The sequence below is a fragment of the Robertmurraya sp. FSL R5-0851 genome, assembly GCF_038002965.1.
In the GTDB taxonomy this organism is placed as follows: Bacteria; Bacillota; Bacilli; order Bacillales; family Cytobacillaceae; genus Robertmurraya_A; species Robertmurraya_A beringensis.
Genome location: NZ_JBBOOE010000001.1, coordinates 4,330,042 through 4,347,795 on the forward strand (window position 1 = coordinate 4,330,042; position 17,754 = coordinate 4,347,795).

At 36.0% G+C, this 17,754-nt stretch carries 17 protein-coding genes and 3 riboswitches; of the genes, 9 read left to right on the plus strand and 8 right to left on the minus strand.

The genetic code is table 11. The annotated features are described in order from the left end of the window. The first annotated feature begins 190 nt into the window (after positions 1–190). Complete coding sequence (locus MKX65_RS22150) at positions 191–2,260, plus strand: sulfatase-like hydrolase/transferase (RefSeq protein ID WP_340905649.1); 2,070 nt, start codon at positions 191–193, stop codon at positions 2,258–2,260. Positions 2,261–2,315: 55 nt separating this feature from the next. Here MKX65_RS22150 and galU read toward each other — a convergent pair whose 3' ends face one another. Next, positions 2,316–3,194: a UTP--glucose-1-phosphate uridylyltransferase GalU gene (gene galU, locus MKX65_RS22155; RefSeq protein ID WP_340905651.1), complete on the minus strand. Its 879-nt coding sequence runs from the start codon at positions 3,192–3,194 to the stop codon at positions 2,316–2,318. Between the two features lie 175 nt (positions 3,195–3,369). Beyond that, positions 3,370–3,455, plus strand: a riboswitch (cyclic di-GMP riboswitch). A gap of 20 nt (positions 3,456–3,475) precedes the next feature. Here galU and MKX65_RS22160 point away from each other — a divergent pair. Beyond that, complete coding sequence (locus MKX65_RS22160; protein ID WP_340905653.1) at positions 3,476–3,607, plus strand: hypothetical protein; 132 nt, start codon at positions 3,476–3,478, stop codon at positions 3,605–3,607. 62 nt (positions 3,608–3,669) lie between these two features. On the opposite strand, the gene MKX65_RS22165 is transcribed toward MKX65_RS22160, so the two are convergent. After that, on the minus strand, positions 3,670–4,059 hold the full coding sequence (locus MKX65_RS22165) for a hypothetical protein (protein WP_340905654.1): 390 nt from the start codon (positions 4,057–4,059) through the stop codon (positions 3,670–3,672). Positions 4,060–4,200: 141 nt separating this feature from the next. Between MKX65_RS22165 and MKX65_RS22170 the strand changes: the two genes are divergently transcribed. Continuing rightward, positions 4,201–5,366 (plus strand): IS3 family transposase gene (locus tag MKX65_RS22170; RefSeq protein ID WP_340905655.1). Its coding sequence is split into 2 segments (ribosomal slippage): positions 4,201–4,516 and positions 4,516–5,366, totalling 1,167 coding nucleotides; the frame shifts between segments, so codons are not numbered across the junction. Positions 5,367–6,447: 1,081 nt separating this feature from the next. On the opposite strand, the gene MKX65_RS22175 is transcribed toward MKX65_RS22170, so the two are convergent. Beyond that, complete coding sequence (locus MKX65_RS22175; RefSeq protein WP_340905658.1) at positions 6,448–7,257, minus strand: glycosyltransferase family 2 protein; 810 nt, start codon at positions 7,255–7,257, stop codon at positions 6,448–6,450. Positions 7,258–7,384: 127 nt separating this feature from the next. On the opposite strand from MKX65_RS22175, the gene MKX65_RS22180 reads away from it, so the two are divergent. After that, on the plus strand, positions 7,385–7,873 hold the full coding sequence (locus MKX65_RS22180) for a VanZ family protein (protein WP_340905659.1): 489 nt from the start codon (positions 7,385–7,387) through the stop codon (positions 7,871–7,873). 94 nt (positions 7,874–7,967) lie between these two features. Here MKX65_RS22180 and MKX65_RS22185 read toward each other — a convergent pair whose 3' ends face one another. Together MKX65_RS22185 and MKX65_RS22190 are read right to left on the minus strand one after the other, a co-directional pair. After that, positions 7,968–8,738 carry a transposase gene (locus tag MKX65_RS22185; protein ID WP_340905660.1) on the minus strand — a complete coding sequence of 257 codons (771 nt, stop codon included), beginning with the start codon at positions 8,736–8,738 and terminating at the stop codon, positions 7,968–7,970. 299 nt (positions 8,739–9,037) lie between these two features. After that, entirely contained in the window at positions 9,038–9,778 is a 741-nt protein-coding gene (locus MKX65_RS22190) for a hypothetical protein (protein WP_340905661.1), read from the minus strand. Positions 9,779–9,848: 70 nt separating this feature from the next. Next, positions 9,849–9,931: riboswitch (cyclic di-GMP riboswitch) on the minus strand. A gap of 272 nt (positions 9,932–10,203) precedes the next feature. On the opposite strand from MKX65_RS22190, the gene MKX65_RS22195 reads away from it, so the two are divergent. From MKX65_RS22195 to MKX65_RS22205, 3 genes are all read left to right on the plus strand, one after another. Next, positions 10,204–10,662, plus strand: coding sequence for a hypothetical protein (locus MKX65_RS22195; protein WP_340905662.1), 459 nt, complete (start codon positions 10,204–10,206; stop codon positions 10,660–10,662). Positions 10,663–11,121: 459 nt separating this feature from the next. After that, a riboswitch (cyclic di-GMP riboswitch) is annotated at positions 11,122–11,211 on the minus strand. A gap of 371 nt (positions 11,212–11,582) precedes the next feature. Continuing rightward, a complete protein-coding gene (locus tag MKX65_RS22200; RefSeq protein ID WP_340905664.1) occupies positions 11,583–12,071 on the plus strand; it encodes a sigma-70 family RNA polymerase sigma factor in 489 nt (162 codons plus the stop codon). Between the two features lie 438 nt (positions 12,072–12,509). Continuing rightward, on the plus strand, positions 12,510–13,052 hold the full coding sequence (locus MKX65_RS22205) for a competence protein ComK (RefSeq protein WP_340905665.1): 543 nt from the start codon (positions 12,510–12,512) through the stop codon (positions 13,050–13,052). A gap of 307 nt (positions 13,053–13,359) precedes the next feature. Here the strand turns inward: MKX65_RS22205 and MKX65_RS22210 are convergent, their stop codons facing one another. Continuing rightward, positions 13,360–14,658, minus strand: a complete 1,299-nt coding sequence (locus MKX65_RS22210; protein ID WP_340905666.1) for a hypothetical protein — start codon at positions 14,656–14,658, stop codon at positions 13,360–13,362. Between the two features lie 68 nt (positions 14,659–14,726). Next, on the minus strand, positions 14,727–15,578 hold the full coding sequence (locus MKX65_RS22215; RefSeq protein WP_340905668.1) for a GGDEF domain-containing protein: 852 nt from the start codon (positions 15,576–15,578) through the stop codon (positions 14,727–14,729). A gap of 19 nt (positions 15,579–15,597) precedes the next feature. Between MKX65_RS22215 and MKX65_RS22220 the strand changes: the two genes are divergently transcribed. Next, positions 15,598–15,762 (plus strand): hypothetical protein, encoded by a 165-nt coding sequence (locus MKX65_RS22220; RefSeq protein ID WP_340905670.1) that lies wholly within the window; start codon positions 15,598–15,600, stop codon positions 15,760–15,762. A gap of 92 nt (positions 15,763–15,854) precedes the next feature. On the opposite strand, the gene MKX65_RS22225 is transcribed toward MKX65_RS22220, so the two are convergent. Further along, positions 15,855–16,277, minus strand: a complete 423-nt coding sequence (locus tag MKX65_RS22225; RefSeq protein WP_445677931.1) for a hypothetical protein — start codon at positions 16,275–16,277, stop codon at positions 15,855–15,857. Between the two features lie 238 nt (positions 16,278–16,515). Here MKX65_RS22225 and MKX65_RS22230 point away from each other — a divergent pair, with 238 nt between their 5' ends. Beyond that, positions 16,516–17,619, plus strand: a complete 1,104-nt coding sequence (locus MKX65_RS22230; RefSeq protein ID WP_340905672.1) for a Fic family protein — start codon at positions 16,516–16,518, stop codon at positions 17,617–17,619. Positions 17,620–17,754: the final 135 nt, after the last annotated feature.

A 17,754-nucleotide genomic window follows, 5' to 3' on the forward strand; every position in this document is an offset into this window, starting at 1 on the left:
TCCTTCATTCAAATACTTACATATTCCACTCAAAGCCTCTCATAATTGTCATTAATTGTCGGAAATTATCACTTGCATTTTTCGGATGTAAATTAACATTCCTGTAACAAAACTTTATTTATTCTCAATAAATGCTTAAAATAAAACAAATGGAATGTTTTGTGCCCAAATTGCTTAAACGGAGGATCTAATGAAGAAACAACAAATCCAACATATACTATCGATACTTACCGTGAACGGCTTCTTTTCCTTGTTGGCTCTTTTCTTCATCAAATTGGGAAGAAATAATTATGATATTACCAACTTCATTGCATGGTTGCACAACGATAATAAAAAGATGGCCACTTATTTTGTTATTTTGTTTTTGATTTTTATTTGTACATATAAACTTCAAATGAAGGTTTACAATTTCCTCAAAACACGCTTCCTTTGGTCTTTGGTTATCGGAAAGTACCTTTCCATTATCTTTTTAACTTTGTTCACATCAGTTATAGTCAATTACTTTTTTCAATATTTCCAATGGCTTAAGGATCCTGTCTCAACAACAGAATGGATCTCTAACAATTTTTATGTTTTCTTAGCTGGAATCCTTTACTTACAATTTGTGTTTCTATTCCTCTTTGCGGTCATGGGTAATATTTTTATCAGTTCATTATTAGGTAGTGTCTTGTTTGTATTAATTGGATTCATTCATTTTAATAAATTGAACCTACGTACAGAGCCTCTCTATCCAATGGACTTTTTACAAGTAACACATATGAAGGATGTCGTACCGATGGTAGCAGAGTTTCTTTCCATACGCTCTATTCTAGTTGTGCTTTTACTTGTACTTATTATCAGTTTTATTATTTTTATGTTGCCAAAAATGAAAATCAACCGTTGGAGTAGAGTTGCTATTCTACTTTTTTCAATCTATATGGTATATGCTTATACATTTTTCCCAAAAACATTTATGAAGAAGCTAACAGATGTATCTGGCATAGCGGTTGTTCAATGGAGTCAGTTGTCTAATTATGAGGAAAATGGGTTTATCTTTGGTTTTATTTCCAATCTTTATAATGCTAGCTTTGAAAAGCCTGAAAACTACACTAAAGAAAATGTTATAAAAATCGCCAATAAATATAAGAAATCCAACAATGAGGAGACAAGTAATGACGAGTCTAGTCGCCCTAATATTGTTTTTATAATGAGCGAGGCATTCTGGGATCCGACCAAGCTAGAAAATGTTTCGTTCTCTGGTGATCCTTTAGCTAACTTACGCAAACTTATGGGGGAGAATACTTCTGGACAAGTCCTTTCCCCTGTATTCGGCGGAGCCACAGCGAATGTGGAATTCGAAGCTTTGACTGGAATTACCACTTCATTTCTTAAAATAGGATCCGTTCCATTTCAAGAATTTGTTGATAATAAAAGTTTTGTCCCTACCATTGTTAGTGATTTGGAGCAAAAAGGATACAAATCCTTAGCCATACACCCTTACAATCGGGTATTTTATAAAAGAAATAGAGTATACGAGACGTTCGGAATTGATACATTTTTGGATCAAGAAACCATGAAGAACAAAGGAACAACGCCTGGTGGGGTCATATCCGATGAATCCTTAACCTATGAAATAATAGATAACTTAAAGAATGAAAACAGCCCATTATTTATTCATGCCGTTACGATGCAGAACCATATGCCCTACAACCCGGGAGCGTATGAGGAAAATAAAATTAAGGTTTCAGGGCTAAAAGATGAGTCCAATGCTATGCTGGAGGTTTATACAGAAGGAATTCGAAGGTCCGGTGAAGCCTTGCAGCTATTGATTAATCAGCTAGAAGAAATAGATGAGCCAACGATGATTGTGTTCTGGGGAGATCACTTGCCTGTTCTTGGAGCAAATTTAGGAATTTATAAGGAAGCTAACTTTGATGATCCCGATCAAAATATGAACGAATTAAAGTATTACGAAACACCTCTATTAATTTATTCGAATTTTGATACAGAGGACAAACAATTAAATACAGTTAGTCCGTTTTATCTTGGGCCGATCGTATACGAATTAGGCGGATTAGAAAAGCCATCATTTTATCAAATCCTTGATCAGTTAAGAACCCATTTCTCTGGGATAAAAAGTACGGTGAAGATTAATAGCGAACGAGAATTTGTGACTGAGCTTTCTGCAGAAGAACAGGAGTTACTTGAAGATTATCGCTTGATTGCATACGATTTATTACTTGGCAAACAATATAGCCGAACGATCTTATTTGAAAATTAAAGTTTATTCCTATACATAGAAGCAGTCCTCTAAAAGGGACTGCTTCTTTATTATTCTAATCTTTACGATGATCCATAATAGTTGTTAGATAATCATGAAAATCTTGTCTTAGATCTTCTCTTCTAAGTGCATATTCAACTGTAGCCTGTAAAAATCCAAGCTTATCTCCTACATCATAGCGTCTTCCTTCAAAATGGTAGGCATATACAGCCTCTTTTTGTGCTAATTCTCTCAGTGCGTCTGTTAGTTGTATTTCTCCACCCTTACCCGGTTTTGTTTCTTTTAAAACTTCAAAGATACCTGCACTAATAATATACCTCCCAAGAATGGCAACATTTGAGGGTGCGTCCTCTATTGTTGGTTTTTCAACAAGTCCTTTTACCTTATAAATTCGATCCTCTATATGTATTCCGTCAATGATACCATACTTATTCACATCAGCCTGGCGAACCTCTTGAACTCCAAGAATAGATGTTTTGTATTCTTCATAAGCTTCAATCATTTGTTTTAAACAAGGTTTTTCACTATAAACAATATCATCACCTAGTAGAACGGCAAAAGGTTCATTACCAATAAAGCTTTTTGCACAATAGATAGCATGCCCTAACCCTCTTGGCTCCTTTTGACGAATATAATGGATATTTACCATTTCTGATATCTTCCTTACTTCGTTTAAAAGCTCAACCTTTCCTTTAGCTTCTAGTTCTAACTCAAGCTCCACCGATTTATCGAAATGGTCCTCAATTGATTTCTTATTTCTTCCGGTAATAATTAAGATCTCTTCAATACCTGATTGTACAGCTTCTTCAATAATATATTGAAGGGTTGGTTTATCTACAATTGGGAGCATTTCTTTCGGCTGAGCTTTGGTCGCTGGCAAAAACCTCGTACCCAAACCAGCAGCAGGTATGATTGCTTTCTTAACAATTCTCATGAGTCCATCTCCTTTTTATATAAAAGCAGGTTTTTAAGAATTCACCTTCTCTTTATTTATCTTACGTTATTACTTCAAGGAGCCCAATAACGAACACCAAAAATATTCGACACTTTTTGACACATAAAACCAATTTCCTATTAACATTTTGACCATCTTATCCGATAATAGTACTAGATAAAAAAGGCAAGATCACTGAAAAGTGATATACGCAAAGCTATAGGGGCCTCTATCTTTTGATAAAGCCAGCCAGCTACTATCAACATTAAAGGAGAATAGACATGTCAAAATTTTTAACACCTGAAGAAGTGATGGTAAAGAGGAAGAGAAACAAAGCGATTCTTTATGCATCAATTATCCTAGGTACCATGTTATTAAGTGCTGTTGTCACAATCCTAACTAGTCAACTATAAACCTTATATAGAAGAAGCAGCCTATCTTGACGACAGACTGCTTTTCTTTATTTTATATACAGTTAGGTTTTAAAGTCCCAGAGAATGACCCAATTTCCTTTTTCCTCCGTTACATAAACATATTGAACAAACTCAAAGGTTCCATACTTACCCTTATAAAACTGCGTCACTTTAACCTCAAACACTGAGTGTAGGCTCTTACTTTCCTTTGTCATTTTCCAGTTCGATAACTTTCTTTTTTCACCTATTTCAAACTCAAAGGTATCTGCACCGAAATGTCCCATAAATACATGAACCCGATCCTGTATGTATCCTCCCTTTGGAAACCTCTCCTTCATGGAGGAATGTAGAAGTTCCCACGAATTCGAATAGTCCCCAGTCTGTTCATATTCATAAAATTCCTCCACCACTTGGATTGCCTGTCTTGATGGGGAAAAAAGTCCATAACGCATTAGAAGATACCCCCCTACCAAAAAAAGAAGCAAGAATAGGAAGGGAAGTGGACTAACCTAAAATAGTGAGACAATATAAAACACCTCCAAAATGGCAATACTTGAGATAAGTATTGTGACATTATTCGGAGGTGTTTTTGCGTGGGCAAAAAAACTGTATATACAAAAGAGATTAAATGGGCGGTAGTAAGAGATAAGCTTGAAGGAAAATTAACAACACGGGAAATTATGAACAAATACAAAATCAAAAATAAAACTCAAATTGAAACTTGGATGAGATGGTACAAGAATGGAGAAATGTATCGGTTTGATCAGCCAATTGGTAAACAATATACATTTGGGCATGGGCCCGATTCTTTAAGTAAGGACGAGCGAATAAGTAATCAACTAACTCACCTAAAAATGGAGAATGAAATTCTAAAAGAGTATATGGCGATGAGAAAGGAGTCGATAAAGGGCTAGTAGTACAATTGGTTGAACAATTTCGTGAAAAATATACCGTTACTTCCATTTTAAAAGTTTTAGGGATTCCACGTGCTAGCTATTATCGTTGGACTAAAGGGTTTGGTGAATATCGGAATGAACATGAAGATTTAATTATTGAAATCTGTAAGGCTACTAAATATAGAAATGGTCATAGGAAAATTAGAGCTATTCTAAAGCGAGAACATCATATTCATCTTAATAGGAACACAGTTCAAAACATTATACAGAAGCATCATTTGCAGTGTAAGGTGAAACCAAAACGCAAGTGGAAATCGCAGGGAGAAAGTGAAGTCATTGTACCTAATATTCTTAATCGTGATTTTAGTGCAAGTAAACCAAATGAGAAGTGGGTAACGGACATTACGTATATCCAGTATGGCAGCGAAACATTATATCTGTCTACGATTATGGATTTGTATAATAATGAAATTGTAGCTTATAAGATTTATAATCATCAACAAACGACATTAGTAATTGATACACTGCAGGATGCTTTGGATAAACGCAATCAGCCAGAAGGAGTTATTATACACTCCGATCAGGGTAGTGTGTATACTTCGTATACTTTTCAAAATTATTTGAAGGAACATCATTTAGTAGGTAGTATGTCCAGACGAGGGAACTGTTGGGACAATGCGGTGATTGAATCATTTCATTCAAATTTAAAGACAGAGGAATTCCAATATTGTAAGTTTAATACCCTATCTAATTTAGAAGTTATTTCTAGAATAGATGGGTACATTCATCATTACAACGAGGGTAGGATTCAAGCAAAATTAGGCTACTTAACTCCAATAGAATTTGGATTAAAGGCAGCTTAAAGGATTCGGGGTTATCCACTTTGCATGTAGAAAAGACGTGCACTTTATTTGGAGATGCGGGCATGATAGCCTATTATGGCTAAGCCAGATTCTCTTTGAAATATCTGGCTTCCTGGCTAAAGAATCTATGCCCGCAGAGGCTCCAAGTAAAGTGACAAAGTGCCTGAACTATTTCCAGTAAAGAACCAATATCAAATTAATGAAAAAGTGTTAAATTTAATATGGATAGGTGTTTTATATATGTCTCATTTGGCTAGGTCAGTTCAAAGCAATCCACCTCTTTTTCTCCTGTACATAAGAAACCTCCAAAAAGAAGTCTGTTACTAATCCTTATGCTTATAAAAAAGGAAACATACGTAACCTTTTCCCATCCTTATTTTCCTTATGAATGAAAAAGAAAGAAAAAAACCAGCCTCATGGACTGGTAAACTTAAACAAAATTAATCTCACACATTTTTTGAATAACACTGACCAATAATATAAAGGCCATGCCCCAATTAATCAACCCAAAGAAACTAGATTGAAAGCGCTTTGATACAATAATTCCTAAGTGGATATTAAAAACCACCAACAACAGTGCAAAAGATAAAATAATATTCACTAACATCTTCTCTCACCCGGTTCTTCTAGCTGTCGTATGTAGTAGATATAGTAACATTTTCCTATACACAATTTTTATCACACATCCTAAAAAAAGTAAATAATTTACGGGACGTGGGGACAGGTTCCTTGCCCCCATGGCGTGCAAATATTTAAAGAGAAGAGTCAATCCCAATCCCTCCCGGAATAGTACATGATGCCTGTCCCTATGTCCCTCTATTGCTTTATGGATTTACTTACCTTGCCACATCTGATACATTCACCGGTGAAATAATTATACTTATGATATCTACGAAAAAAACAAATGATGGATTTTATTTTCATGTAGAACAACTCCTTATCGATCTGCTTGTTCATTATTCGTTATTATAACGTTTCTCATAAAGAACAACACAAAAAAAATGTCGAATTCCCATAAGAAATAATCGACATTTTTCTTCTTATTTTAGGGACAGGTCAATTGTCCGTCATGTTCACTAGCTTACGGTAATCGATGTCCTATCTTTTCTCCATCCCAAACACTCTGACTCTCCGCTCTTTTAGCCATTACCTCTGGCTCCTCTAAGAGAGTAAAAAAGTTTTTCTGTGGGAGATTTCCTAAACGATGCTTGTCACACAATCTCTTTAAATAATGATTACGTATTTCCGATAAATTTGCTGATTGGTTGTCTCCACTTGAAGAGAAGGCATACAGTACACTGGCAATAGCTACCCGCTTAACCTTAAAGCTTTCAAGCACTGTTAAAATAAAGTCCCAATCCCAATAGTTTTTCATCTCAACATCAAACAGTCCAATTTTATTATATATCGATCTCCGGTATAAGCATCCTGACGAAACGAATGTAGAAAATTTCCTCATAAACTCTTTATCTAGTTCATAAGCAAATAACATTCTCTTTATCGGTACCCTTTGGATTCCCTCCCACTTGTATTCAACCATCTCAACATCTGAATAAACTAAATCAGCATCCTTAATCTCCTCAAGCATCTTCTCAATATGGTTGGGGGTAACAAGGTCGTCATCATCACAAAGCATAATGAACTCACCCTTTGCATGTGTCATCCCTTCATTCCGCGCATGAACATGACCTTGATTAACCTTTAAGTTAATGAATTTCAACTCTAACTCGGAAAAACTATCTCTTAGCTGATCAACAGGCTCTCCATGATCGTTAATAACAATCACTTCAAACTCCTGCACGCTTTGCCTTGCCAACGATTCTAACAGCTCACCTAAAGCATACTTACGATTATAAGTTGGTATAATAACGGAAACTAGCGGACGACTCACTCATTATTCTCTCCTTCATGGGGGACAGGTCAGCTGTCCCTTTTTAAATTGTGGGACATGGAACCTGTCCCCTTGAATAGTCATAAACTTCCTTGTCAACGCTAGAACTAAGTATGAGGAGGTTACCATGAAACAAATATATGTTGCTATATGTATTGGTATTATCATCATTATTGGAAATACACTTGGGGAGTTAGGTAGGAGTGAATTGGATTCCATTAATCAGATATACAAAAAACAAGTATCTCCTTTGTTTCTACTAGAAACAAGTGGCTCTTTCTATCATAAATACTCCATCAAAGAAGATTTCCCTTACTTAGCTATTAGAAAAACCGGACACTTTTTCTTCTATGGATTAATAGCTATTTCCCTCTTTAGAGTAGGAAAGTGGAAAAACCTACTAGTAAATGGGTTCTTTGCTACCATCTTAACGATATGTGTCGGAATCCTGGATGAAGTTTACCAATACTTCTTATTAGGAAGAAGCGGGCGGATGCTTGATGTACTGGTTGATGCGGCTGGTTGCTTTATTTTTGTAGTCATTTATATGGTTGCAAGGAAGATGGTGAGACATAGGGACAGGTCAGTTGTCCCATTAGAAGAGAAAGGGACTTAGATCCGTCCCTCTTTTTGATTCCCTCGTAACATTATGGCTTGTTTACCCTTCTGCTTTTTGTGGGACATGGTACCTGTCCCCTAAGCCAGCTCCCCTAGCCCCGGTCACTCGCACGCTGAACCACACTTTTAGAAAATCCCGTGATTCTAGAAATTTGCCTAATTGATACTCCATTTAATTTCATTAACATAGTTAAAACAGTATCTCTTTCGCCCTTACTCATTTGTTGCATCGTGCTATTGTTAGTAATTCCTAATGTTCGTAAATACTCGATTACGTCGTGGTCTGACAATCTTACTCTCATTAATTCTTCCATGCAAATGTCATCATTTGTTTCATTCATGTAACTAGTGATTAACTGGACCGCTTGTTCTCTATCTTCCGAAAAGAGACTCAGTACAAATTTTGTATCTACGATGGTCGATTGATACAAATACTCACCTATACTTGTCCATTTACTATCAAACACATTGCCTGCAAGACCTGCTTTTAAAGGATTTTGGTGAATATATCTGAGAACTGTAAAAAAGTAAGCCCTAGTTTCAACCACTTCACTCTTGAAACGATCTTGAAACAAATGACCACACCGATCATATTTCATGTTGTACCAATATACATAGCTTGAACAAATTCTTTTTATAAACTCTGAAATGGTCACTTCTACTTCCTTCACTAACAGATGCACATGATTATCCATTAAACAATAACCATACAGCTTAATATTACATTGCTTCTTAAATCTGCCTAGCGTCTCCAGAAATCTTCTCTTATCATCATCCTCCTCAAAAATAATTTGTTTGTTAATTCCTCTAAGGATAATATGATATACCCCATTTCTGCTTTTCTTCCTAGCTTTCCTTGGCAAATAATACTCACCTCGGCATACAGTTTTGTTTTTAATGAGTTTTTGTTTTGGGTGTAGGAATTTTGATTAATGATACTAAATGAATTTTATGGTAGGAGATACGTATAAGGGAGTTACTTAGGGGGCGAAATACTTACACTTAAATATTCCACTCGTGATTCTATAATCCTGCAGGTAATCTATTATTTCTATATTTCAAGGGGACAGGTTCTTTGTCCCAATTTAACAGCTATGTTTCAACTTTGCCTATTCCTACGTAGCAAATAAAGGGACAGTTTACCTGTCCCCATTTCCCAATATCATGAATTTAAATTGTTCTGAACATTTCCATCAGCGTTTGTTCTTAGGTATCCGCCACCTTGTTGCTCCGTTAATTGTGTATTTGGATTGCCATCTCCATCCCTGTAGTATCCTTCCACGTATGTACCATCCGTACGTGTATATCCACTTACCTCATGAGGATTCACGTGATGAACTCCTAGGTCTTCCGATGTTTCTACACCAGAAGCCGCTTGCATTCCCCCGGTATGACTGGCTACACTATTTGTATCCACACTATCATCAGCGAGGTTTTGCTGGTTACCAGTTGGATCACCAACATCTACACCATCCACCAAATCTACGACTCCTACAGCTAGTGCTCCAACAGCAACAGTTTTTGCTATATTCTTCACACCACTTTTAATTTTTTCATCGTCATTATATTTGAAGCCTTCATAGACATCTTTGCCATTGTGGTACGTTCCCTTTGCTGTCTCATATACTCCCTTTGCTGTACGTGACACAGAGTTACCTATATCATTTAAACCTTGTTCTACTTTTCGATCATCCTTTTGAATCATTCCAGTAGTAGTATTCCACGCTCCATCAGCGACTTGCCCTAAAGTGTCTCCTGCAAATTCAGACGCCTTCTTTACTCCATCTCCAACTTCCTTAATAAACTTACTTCCCGTCACATCACCAACTACATTAACGGCTCCTCCAACAACGAAACCAGCTGCTTTTCCTGAAAACTTACCTAAATCTCTTAAAAATCCCATCATTCACCCTCCTAAAAAATTAAAAGATCCACCTAAATAGGTGGATCCCCAGAATGCTATCTCCATCTACTTCGGTGACTCGGCTACCATAGCTTGTGCTTTAGGCCCGTAGTTTTGCGTCCCTACCTTTCAATAGGTTTGCCATTATCGTATAGTCTTAAAGTTATAGGATTATTTTACCATGCATTAACTAAGATTCAATACTAGAAAGACTAATCTTCAGGGGAATAAATATAATTCGTAGAGTCCGTATTCTGAAAATGGCCACATAAAGGGTTTTTCCAGCCACTTTGTAATAGATATGGAAAATAAACTTTTAATTTATTAGGTATATTTTACCTAGATTAATATGGAGAAAATAGTTAATTGTTGGTAATATAAGAAGGGTGATTTATTGTACATGAATTAAAAGAAGGAGAATTAACATGCTAGAACTTTTATTTACTATTTTTTCCTATGTCATTAAGGGAGGCGTTACATTATTGACACTACCCTTTATTTCTTTAGAATTGGGGCTCGTAAACTACATTCACTCTCAGGAATCTATCATTATTATAATAATTCAATTAATATTATCAGCGATTATTTCTATGATGTATGTAATAATGTTAATTACTTTTTTAAAGGCTTTTCCAAAGATCATGTTTCAAATGAGTAGGGACTATAATAGAGCAATGGCAAATGGTGATGAAAATTTTGATGAAGATAAAAACCTTAATAGACTTAAACAAAAATATTACCATGACAAACTTCCCAATATTTTAACTAAGTCAAAGAATCTTCTTGATGTAACTGGCCTTCTATTAATCGCAAGTTCTATATGGAATATTATTATTTACCGTGGTTTAGGAGAGAGTAACTTATTAAGCCTTTGGCTATGGTGATGTACGAAAACCCATAGCCTTATGAAACTGGTTCACTTTCGATGAATGAACCGTTGAATAAAAAGTAAAAATTCAATCAAATGTTTGATTGAATTTTTTTGTCCAGCTCTACTATGAAACTAATACCCCTTTGGAAACTTCGCTTCCTTTAGCTAAAATGGCATTTCTATGAAAAGCAATTGATTCGTTCTTGGTCAATTGGTCTAATCCAAAGTAATGGGACACAGTTCCTGTCCTCTGGTTTTCTCGCTAGATCCTAATCGAATCGTTTAATTTCTCTCTATGATACATAATCTTTCCCTCTATTTCCCCCTGTATGCCTGCATCCAAACAGCAGTCTACTAAACACATATAATAATATAGTCTTGCGGTGTGCCATTTCATTTTTATTTTTACTATCCGACTATTTAGTCCCATAAAACTCTCCTTTAGATTTTCTATAAATCGTAAGAGTCCGTATTCGGAAACTGGCAAGCATAATCACTTAAAATGATCTTAGCCCCTATAGTTTTGCGTCACCATCTTTCAATGGTTTTGCCATTATCGTACGATTTATGGTTACAAGACTATTATAGGATAATTTAACCACTAGGCAAGGCTTTTTCATAGGGAAAGGTCCCTTGTACCTATATTTTTATGAAATATTATTACACGGGGTTAAGCCATGTTATAGTATCCTACGCCTCGCTACACCTCTAGGGTCACATTACCTGTCCCCATGTTCCCCTTTTTCCCTAGTTTTATAAATTTAGAGCACATTTATTCCGTTTATCTTTATTTCCTCTTCGAAATCTGATATTTCAACACTCTTTTTACTAACCAACCCCATTTTCCGTGATTGGAACAAAGGTCTTACCTTCCATTATTGTGAGTGTACCCGGGAATACAAATGGTAGCGCGCTTCCTGAAAGGGAAGGCTTGTGGAACAGTTTAATGAAATCGTAAAACAATATGAGCCTATGATTCACAAAATTATTTTGACACTAGGAATCTATAAAAACAGAGAAGAGTTCTTCCAAACAGGATTAATTGCACTTTGGCAAGCAGCTGAACGGTATGATCAAGAACGTGGCGCTTTTTCCTCTTTTGCATATTCCTATATTAAAGGCCACCTCCAAACGGAGATGACCAAGAGAAACAAGTATGATGAACATAATGTAAGCGTAGATGATGAAAATTGGGACTTAATCCCTGACTTATCCTGTAAACTTCCATTTGAATGGGAAGAACTTGATTGTGACGGATTAACAGAAAAAGAGAAAAAATGGCTTATGTACACCGTGATCTATGGCTTTACAGTTAAAGAGATTGCCACAATCGAGGACGTTTCACTATCAGCCGTTAAGCTCTGGCGATCAGGAGCGAGAAAGAGACTGAGGGACAGGTTCCTTGTCCCAACTCTTTCTTAATGCTTTACCTACAAAGTTATAACCATAATCATTAATGAAAAAAGTAAGAACTTTAATCCTTTAAAGGGTAGAGAATAGCTAATTGAATGACTTAAATATTGTTCACCCCTCCCTTTATATGATAAATATTTACTTTCAATACCTCCCTACCCACTTGTGGGTAGGGAGGTGATTATTATCACAAAAGCCTCGATTACTACTCACACACTAACCTAGTCAAAGCTCCCAAACTCTACTCACTAGCGGGACAATGGACCTGTCCCCATGGTTCACAAATTTGTCTTGTAAGAGATCCTGACAACAGGTATTTAATTCTAGTTCTTTTTTCATATAATCACATACAAGGGGAAGATTCTAAATGTAAAGGAGGTATGGTTAAGAACAGGTAGGGGGGTACGTTAACCGTAAATTATTTGAAAGCTGAGGGAGCTGAGGATTTTGGTATTATTAGAATGCTATATTATTAATTCGAATACTCTTTACATCTATGGTGTTTATGATCGTAATGGAAAGCAATGTACTATCGTTAAAGAACTGGAAAAGACCTTTTTCGTAGATGATTCCCCTCTCCATATACTAGAGAATAGCATTAAATGTATAGGCTATGATTTAAAGGGAGCTATGTCTTCAGCTAAATGGATTCTTGGTGGTGAAATCCATATGCCACCTGTAATGATTAACCCGTTACAAGGTATTTGCTTATTCTCTGACAAATCAGCTAAGAATGACGACACGATTTGGTTTAACCCTGTACATATTGTTCGTACCCTAAGTTACAAGAAGAAAACATACATAGAATTCACAAATGGTACCACTTTCATTATCCATTGCTCGATCTTAGCCTTTAACACCAAGCTCCAAAATGCCATGCAGCTCAGAAACATAACAACCGAAATGGGGAAAAATCCCAGATCTATGTTGATGATACTGGATCCAAATAAGAGAAAGCCAGGGAGTAATCCTAAAAAGCGGAAAAAATAAAATGATTTTCAATCAAACGTTTGATTGAATTCTTAATGAGTTACATAACGGTAGGTCAACCTGTTTTTGGGTTGACCTTTTCTATGCACAATCATCAATCATACTCGTTTAAAAGCTCTTCTTTCTGCATATTCTTTACATAACGAACAACAATAGATTTTCTTTGTAGAGACTAGATATTTCGTGTATTGTCTCGTTTTCCTTTTGCAGAAGTAACATTTCTTTGAAAAAAACATATGAATAGCCTCTCTTTACATAGGAGTAATTCGAAAAGGGACAAAGTGCCTGTCCCTATGTCCCAATAACCTTACCTAATTCTATTTAAATAGCCTTCTATTAGTATTTGATAGTTTCTAATCTTATCAAAGTTCTTCGTATAGACAGTCTTGATGTGTCGTTCATTTTCTAATCCTTTATACAATGGGGCTTCATGCTTCACCCTTTGCGTAGTATCTGTAATATCCTCTCCTTGGGCAAGTTGAAGATTGATCTTCACCAACCGTGCTAAATACTCTTGGTAGATAAACGATTCTTGAAGATGACTCTTTCTATCTTGGTCTAGGATATCACCTATTAATATATTGAGACGGCTCCTTGCAATAATGGCTTCATTCATCAAAGGTAACCAGTCAGTTCCTTTATAGTCCATTTGAATAAGCTGAAGAAAGAAAGTGGACCTTGCATCATTATACTTAATAAATCCTTCCCACATGACATCCTCTTTACAGCTTTCTAATGCTTTCTGAAAGGCCTTTTTGGACTCTATTAGATACATCGTGTAGAGCTCTATTTCTTCTCCTTCTAATGTATGGATTCGCTGGTGAATATCCTTTAATATATCTATTTCAAAGAAGTCTTCATTCTCATAACCTAGTCGTTTGCGAAGGACATACATTGCTTTCTTATTATAAAACAAACCTAAATAATTATAATAAACCGTTTGAGTCACTGAGTTCTTTAGCATCGTGCCCCTCACCTCTAGCAAGGAGGAGGTCACGTTATACTCTTTTGAATGAATGAGTTGTTGATAACTGATAACATATTTAATGAGCTTGACGGTTTCTTCAATTAATATCATATTCCCCGTACTTATCGAAAGCAAAGCCTCTTTCCTTTTATCAATAAGCTGCAGGATCTTCTCCATATTCTTTACATTTTCTTCTTTATTCTCATCAGATGACTGAAATAGAGAAGGAAAAAAGACAATTAAATCAATGAAGTACTGTAAATTTGAGGCAAATTCAATGGCAGTCTTGGATTCCTTTGAAAAACGAGTAGTTAAGCTTCGAAAAATCTTTGCCCCAACTTGTTTGGAATCCTCCATATTGTATTCCTTTAAAAGACTAGTTAGAGATGCCACATAATTCTCGTTTTCTAATACATTTCCCTCCATCTGAGAAATCACATTTACACTATCAATAGATATATAGGTTTTCATCGCAATGATAAATGCGATAAAAGAGATTACGAGAGACATTATGGTAACAATAAAGACCAATAAATTAGCCGTTGATTGGAATGGATAAATTTCCACTGAAATAAAAGCAGCAACTGCAATAACGATTGCAATAAATACATAATAGTACGGTATACGTATGCTCTTCATATAAATCTCCTCACTTCGATGTGACGGAGGGACAGGTCCATTGTCCCTCCTCTCTAAACTAAATTGGGTCACAGTGCCTGTCCCCGCGTCCCCTTTCTCTTTTCCATGTACATATCTTCATCCGCTTCCTTTATCAAAATATCTAAATCAACACTGGATACTTCTGTTGTATAGGAAGAACCAATACTTGCAGAAACTTGTATCGTATGATTATTGATGCTCAGCGGCTGACCAATTGAGGACTGAATTCGTGCCAATAACCCTTCTAACTCTTTGTGGTCTATATTCGATAATAAGATTACAAACTCATCTCCACCCAATCGACAGAGTAAATCTGAATCCTTAAGCTCTCCCCTTACCCTTGATACAACCTTCGCTAGTAATTGATCCCCTACATCATGGCCATATGTGTCATTTATGTATTTAAACCGATTCATATCCAGGAATAATAATGAGATGGAATCCACTTTCGTATTCTTAAGTTGGTCAAACTCCTTTTTAAGCAATAACCGATTGGCTGCCCCAGTCAATGGATCATGATAGGCTATTACCTGAAGCTTATCATTTGCCTCTTTTGTTTCCTTCCATAGCCGGAGAGTCATATGAATGAACGTTAAAAGAAAAGCCGTAGAAAATACTCCAAACAAAACAAGATAGACAAAATCCCCCTTTACTACATTCGGGAATATTTCCTCATGTAAGTAAAAGAAAGAGTAATAGTTTATTATCATCGAGCCTGTAAAAGCTAATAACACCACTCGATAGCTTTGATAGATAGCACTTAGAGGAAGCCCCAACCACATAAATAAGTAATTGACTAGGTACGGAGAATCAGTCAAAAGATAATAAAAGTAGATATATGTACAGGTGATCATTACATACATGATCACTCTTGGGTTTACTTTCCTAATAATCATCATGAATAAAAGAATCCCCACGGTGATGAACAAAAAAGCTGGCGGGAATACACTTGCTAATCCTTCAATGAAAATATTAACCGTTACCTGGATAGTAAAAAAAGCAATCATAAAGGTGAATAATATTATGTTTCGACGATGGATTATTTCATTGCCAATCATAGATGTCATTCCTGTTCTTGGGTAGTAGTTAAGATAGATCCGTTTAGATTCCACCACTCTTTTGTAAAATTATAACATATGCGAGTTCAAGGGGACAGGGGACCTGTCCCCAATGGTCTAATTAAAAAAAGACTCATATAAACTTAGTATATCCTGTTTTTTAATAGACACTGCCACGTAGTGAATCAGAGAGTAATCCTCCACCTCTAGTAATTCGGAAATAACAGAGTCCATCACTGATTTCCCACCTTTGTGAAGATTATATTCCCCCCAGCTTTTAATGGCTAGTTCTCTCGTTTGAGGATTGTATCGTACTAGCTTGTGATGATCCGTGAATCGATCCATTAATGAATGAACACTTTCAATCGAATAGCCCAAATCAAAAGCCATTTGTTTTTTCGTAATTTTATAGATTCCAATCTGAGTAGTTTGTGGATTAGTAAGTAGATATAAATAGAAATACTTATCCTCCGGAGTCATCTTCTCAAGCACAAGCGGATGGTTCCAAATACCAACACGCACCGATCTGTATTTTGCCATGTAAACCTCCATCCTTTCATCTATAAAAATACCTTTCATAGTACATATATAGATGAATGAAGAAAAAGGTTAGTTTTTTCAATAAAAAATGTGAATCTTTTATGTGAGGCACCGGGTCGGTTCTCTTGCTTCTTATCTTTTCACTAACAACATTTTTTATCAAAATAATAGCGCAATGTTTAGAAAGGATGTATTATAGAACATAATAGTCAAAAAATATAGTACTGGGGGTTGTTTTGTGAAGAAGCCTTACCAATTACCGTTCCTCCCCATAACTTTTGATCCAGAAACCGAGTTATCTTTTTATAAAAAAGTAGTCGATGCTTCATCAAGGTTAGAAAAACTAAGACAAAAACTTCGATATTCATTGGTTAATCAGTCTTTTATTCAACTCTTAACTTTACAAGAGTCTGTTCAATCTACTCGAATTGAGGGAACACAAGTTACTTTCAGCGAAATGCTTGAAGACGAAATTGATAAGAAACAGGATTGGGAAAAAATCGAGGTTCGAAATTATCAAAGTGCCCTAAAATTAGGCGTGAGCACCATACAAACGGGTTATCCTCTTACTGAGCGGCTAATTCGTGATATGCACAAGCAATTAATGCAAAATGCTCGCGGATCTACGAGCACCGCTGGAGAGTATAGGAAGATACAGAATTTCATTGGTCCTACTAAAAATATTAAAGATGCTTCATACATTCCACCTGAACCGCAGCTGATGGGGGAATATATGACAAACCTTGAACGATATATTAATGGGCACCCCTATTTAAATATAGAGAAAGATACTCTTCACCCTTTGATAAAAGTTGCAATCGTTCATGCGCAATTTGAATCTATTCATCCCTTTTTAGATGGGAATGGTCGTCTAGGGAGAATTCTAATTGTATTATACTTACTCGATTCAAAGCTTATTGACTCACCATTTTTTTTCTTAAGTGAAGAGCTTGAGCGAGAAAAGTATAAATACTATTCCATGCTGAATGCTGTTAGAGGGATTAATAGGAGTGCACCTGATTGGAAAAGCTGGATTTTATTTTTCTTAGATGCTTCGATGCGCATGGCTGAACGACAATATGAAAAATTAGATAAGGCTGAGAATTTATATAATCAAGGAATGGAGCAACTTGACCAGCCTTCTACACAGAAAATTTGGGGAGCCCTTTTCTCAAATCCGATTTCTACCGTTCAGAACCTTAATGAATCAACTAATTTAGCACCATCCACTATTCGTAAAAGTCTGAATCAGTTAGTCCAGTTGAACATGATCTTCAGTGACTACCGTCAAAGAAATCGACGGTTCTATCATTACGACCTTATTCGAATCATGACTGAGTAAAGAAGAAGCAAAGGGATGGTTCTAGTGCTTCGAAAGCAATAATTATTCCACATGTTTTGTTAGATAGCTCCTGTTGTCTCCGAATCAAATGAACCAAAAAAATCAATCAAACGTTTGATTGATTTTTTTGTGAAG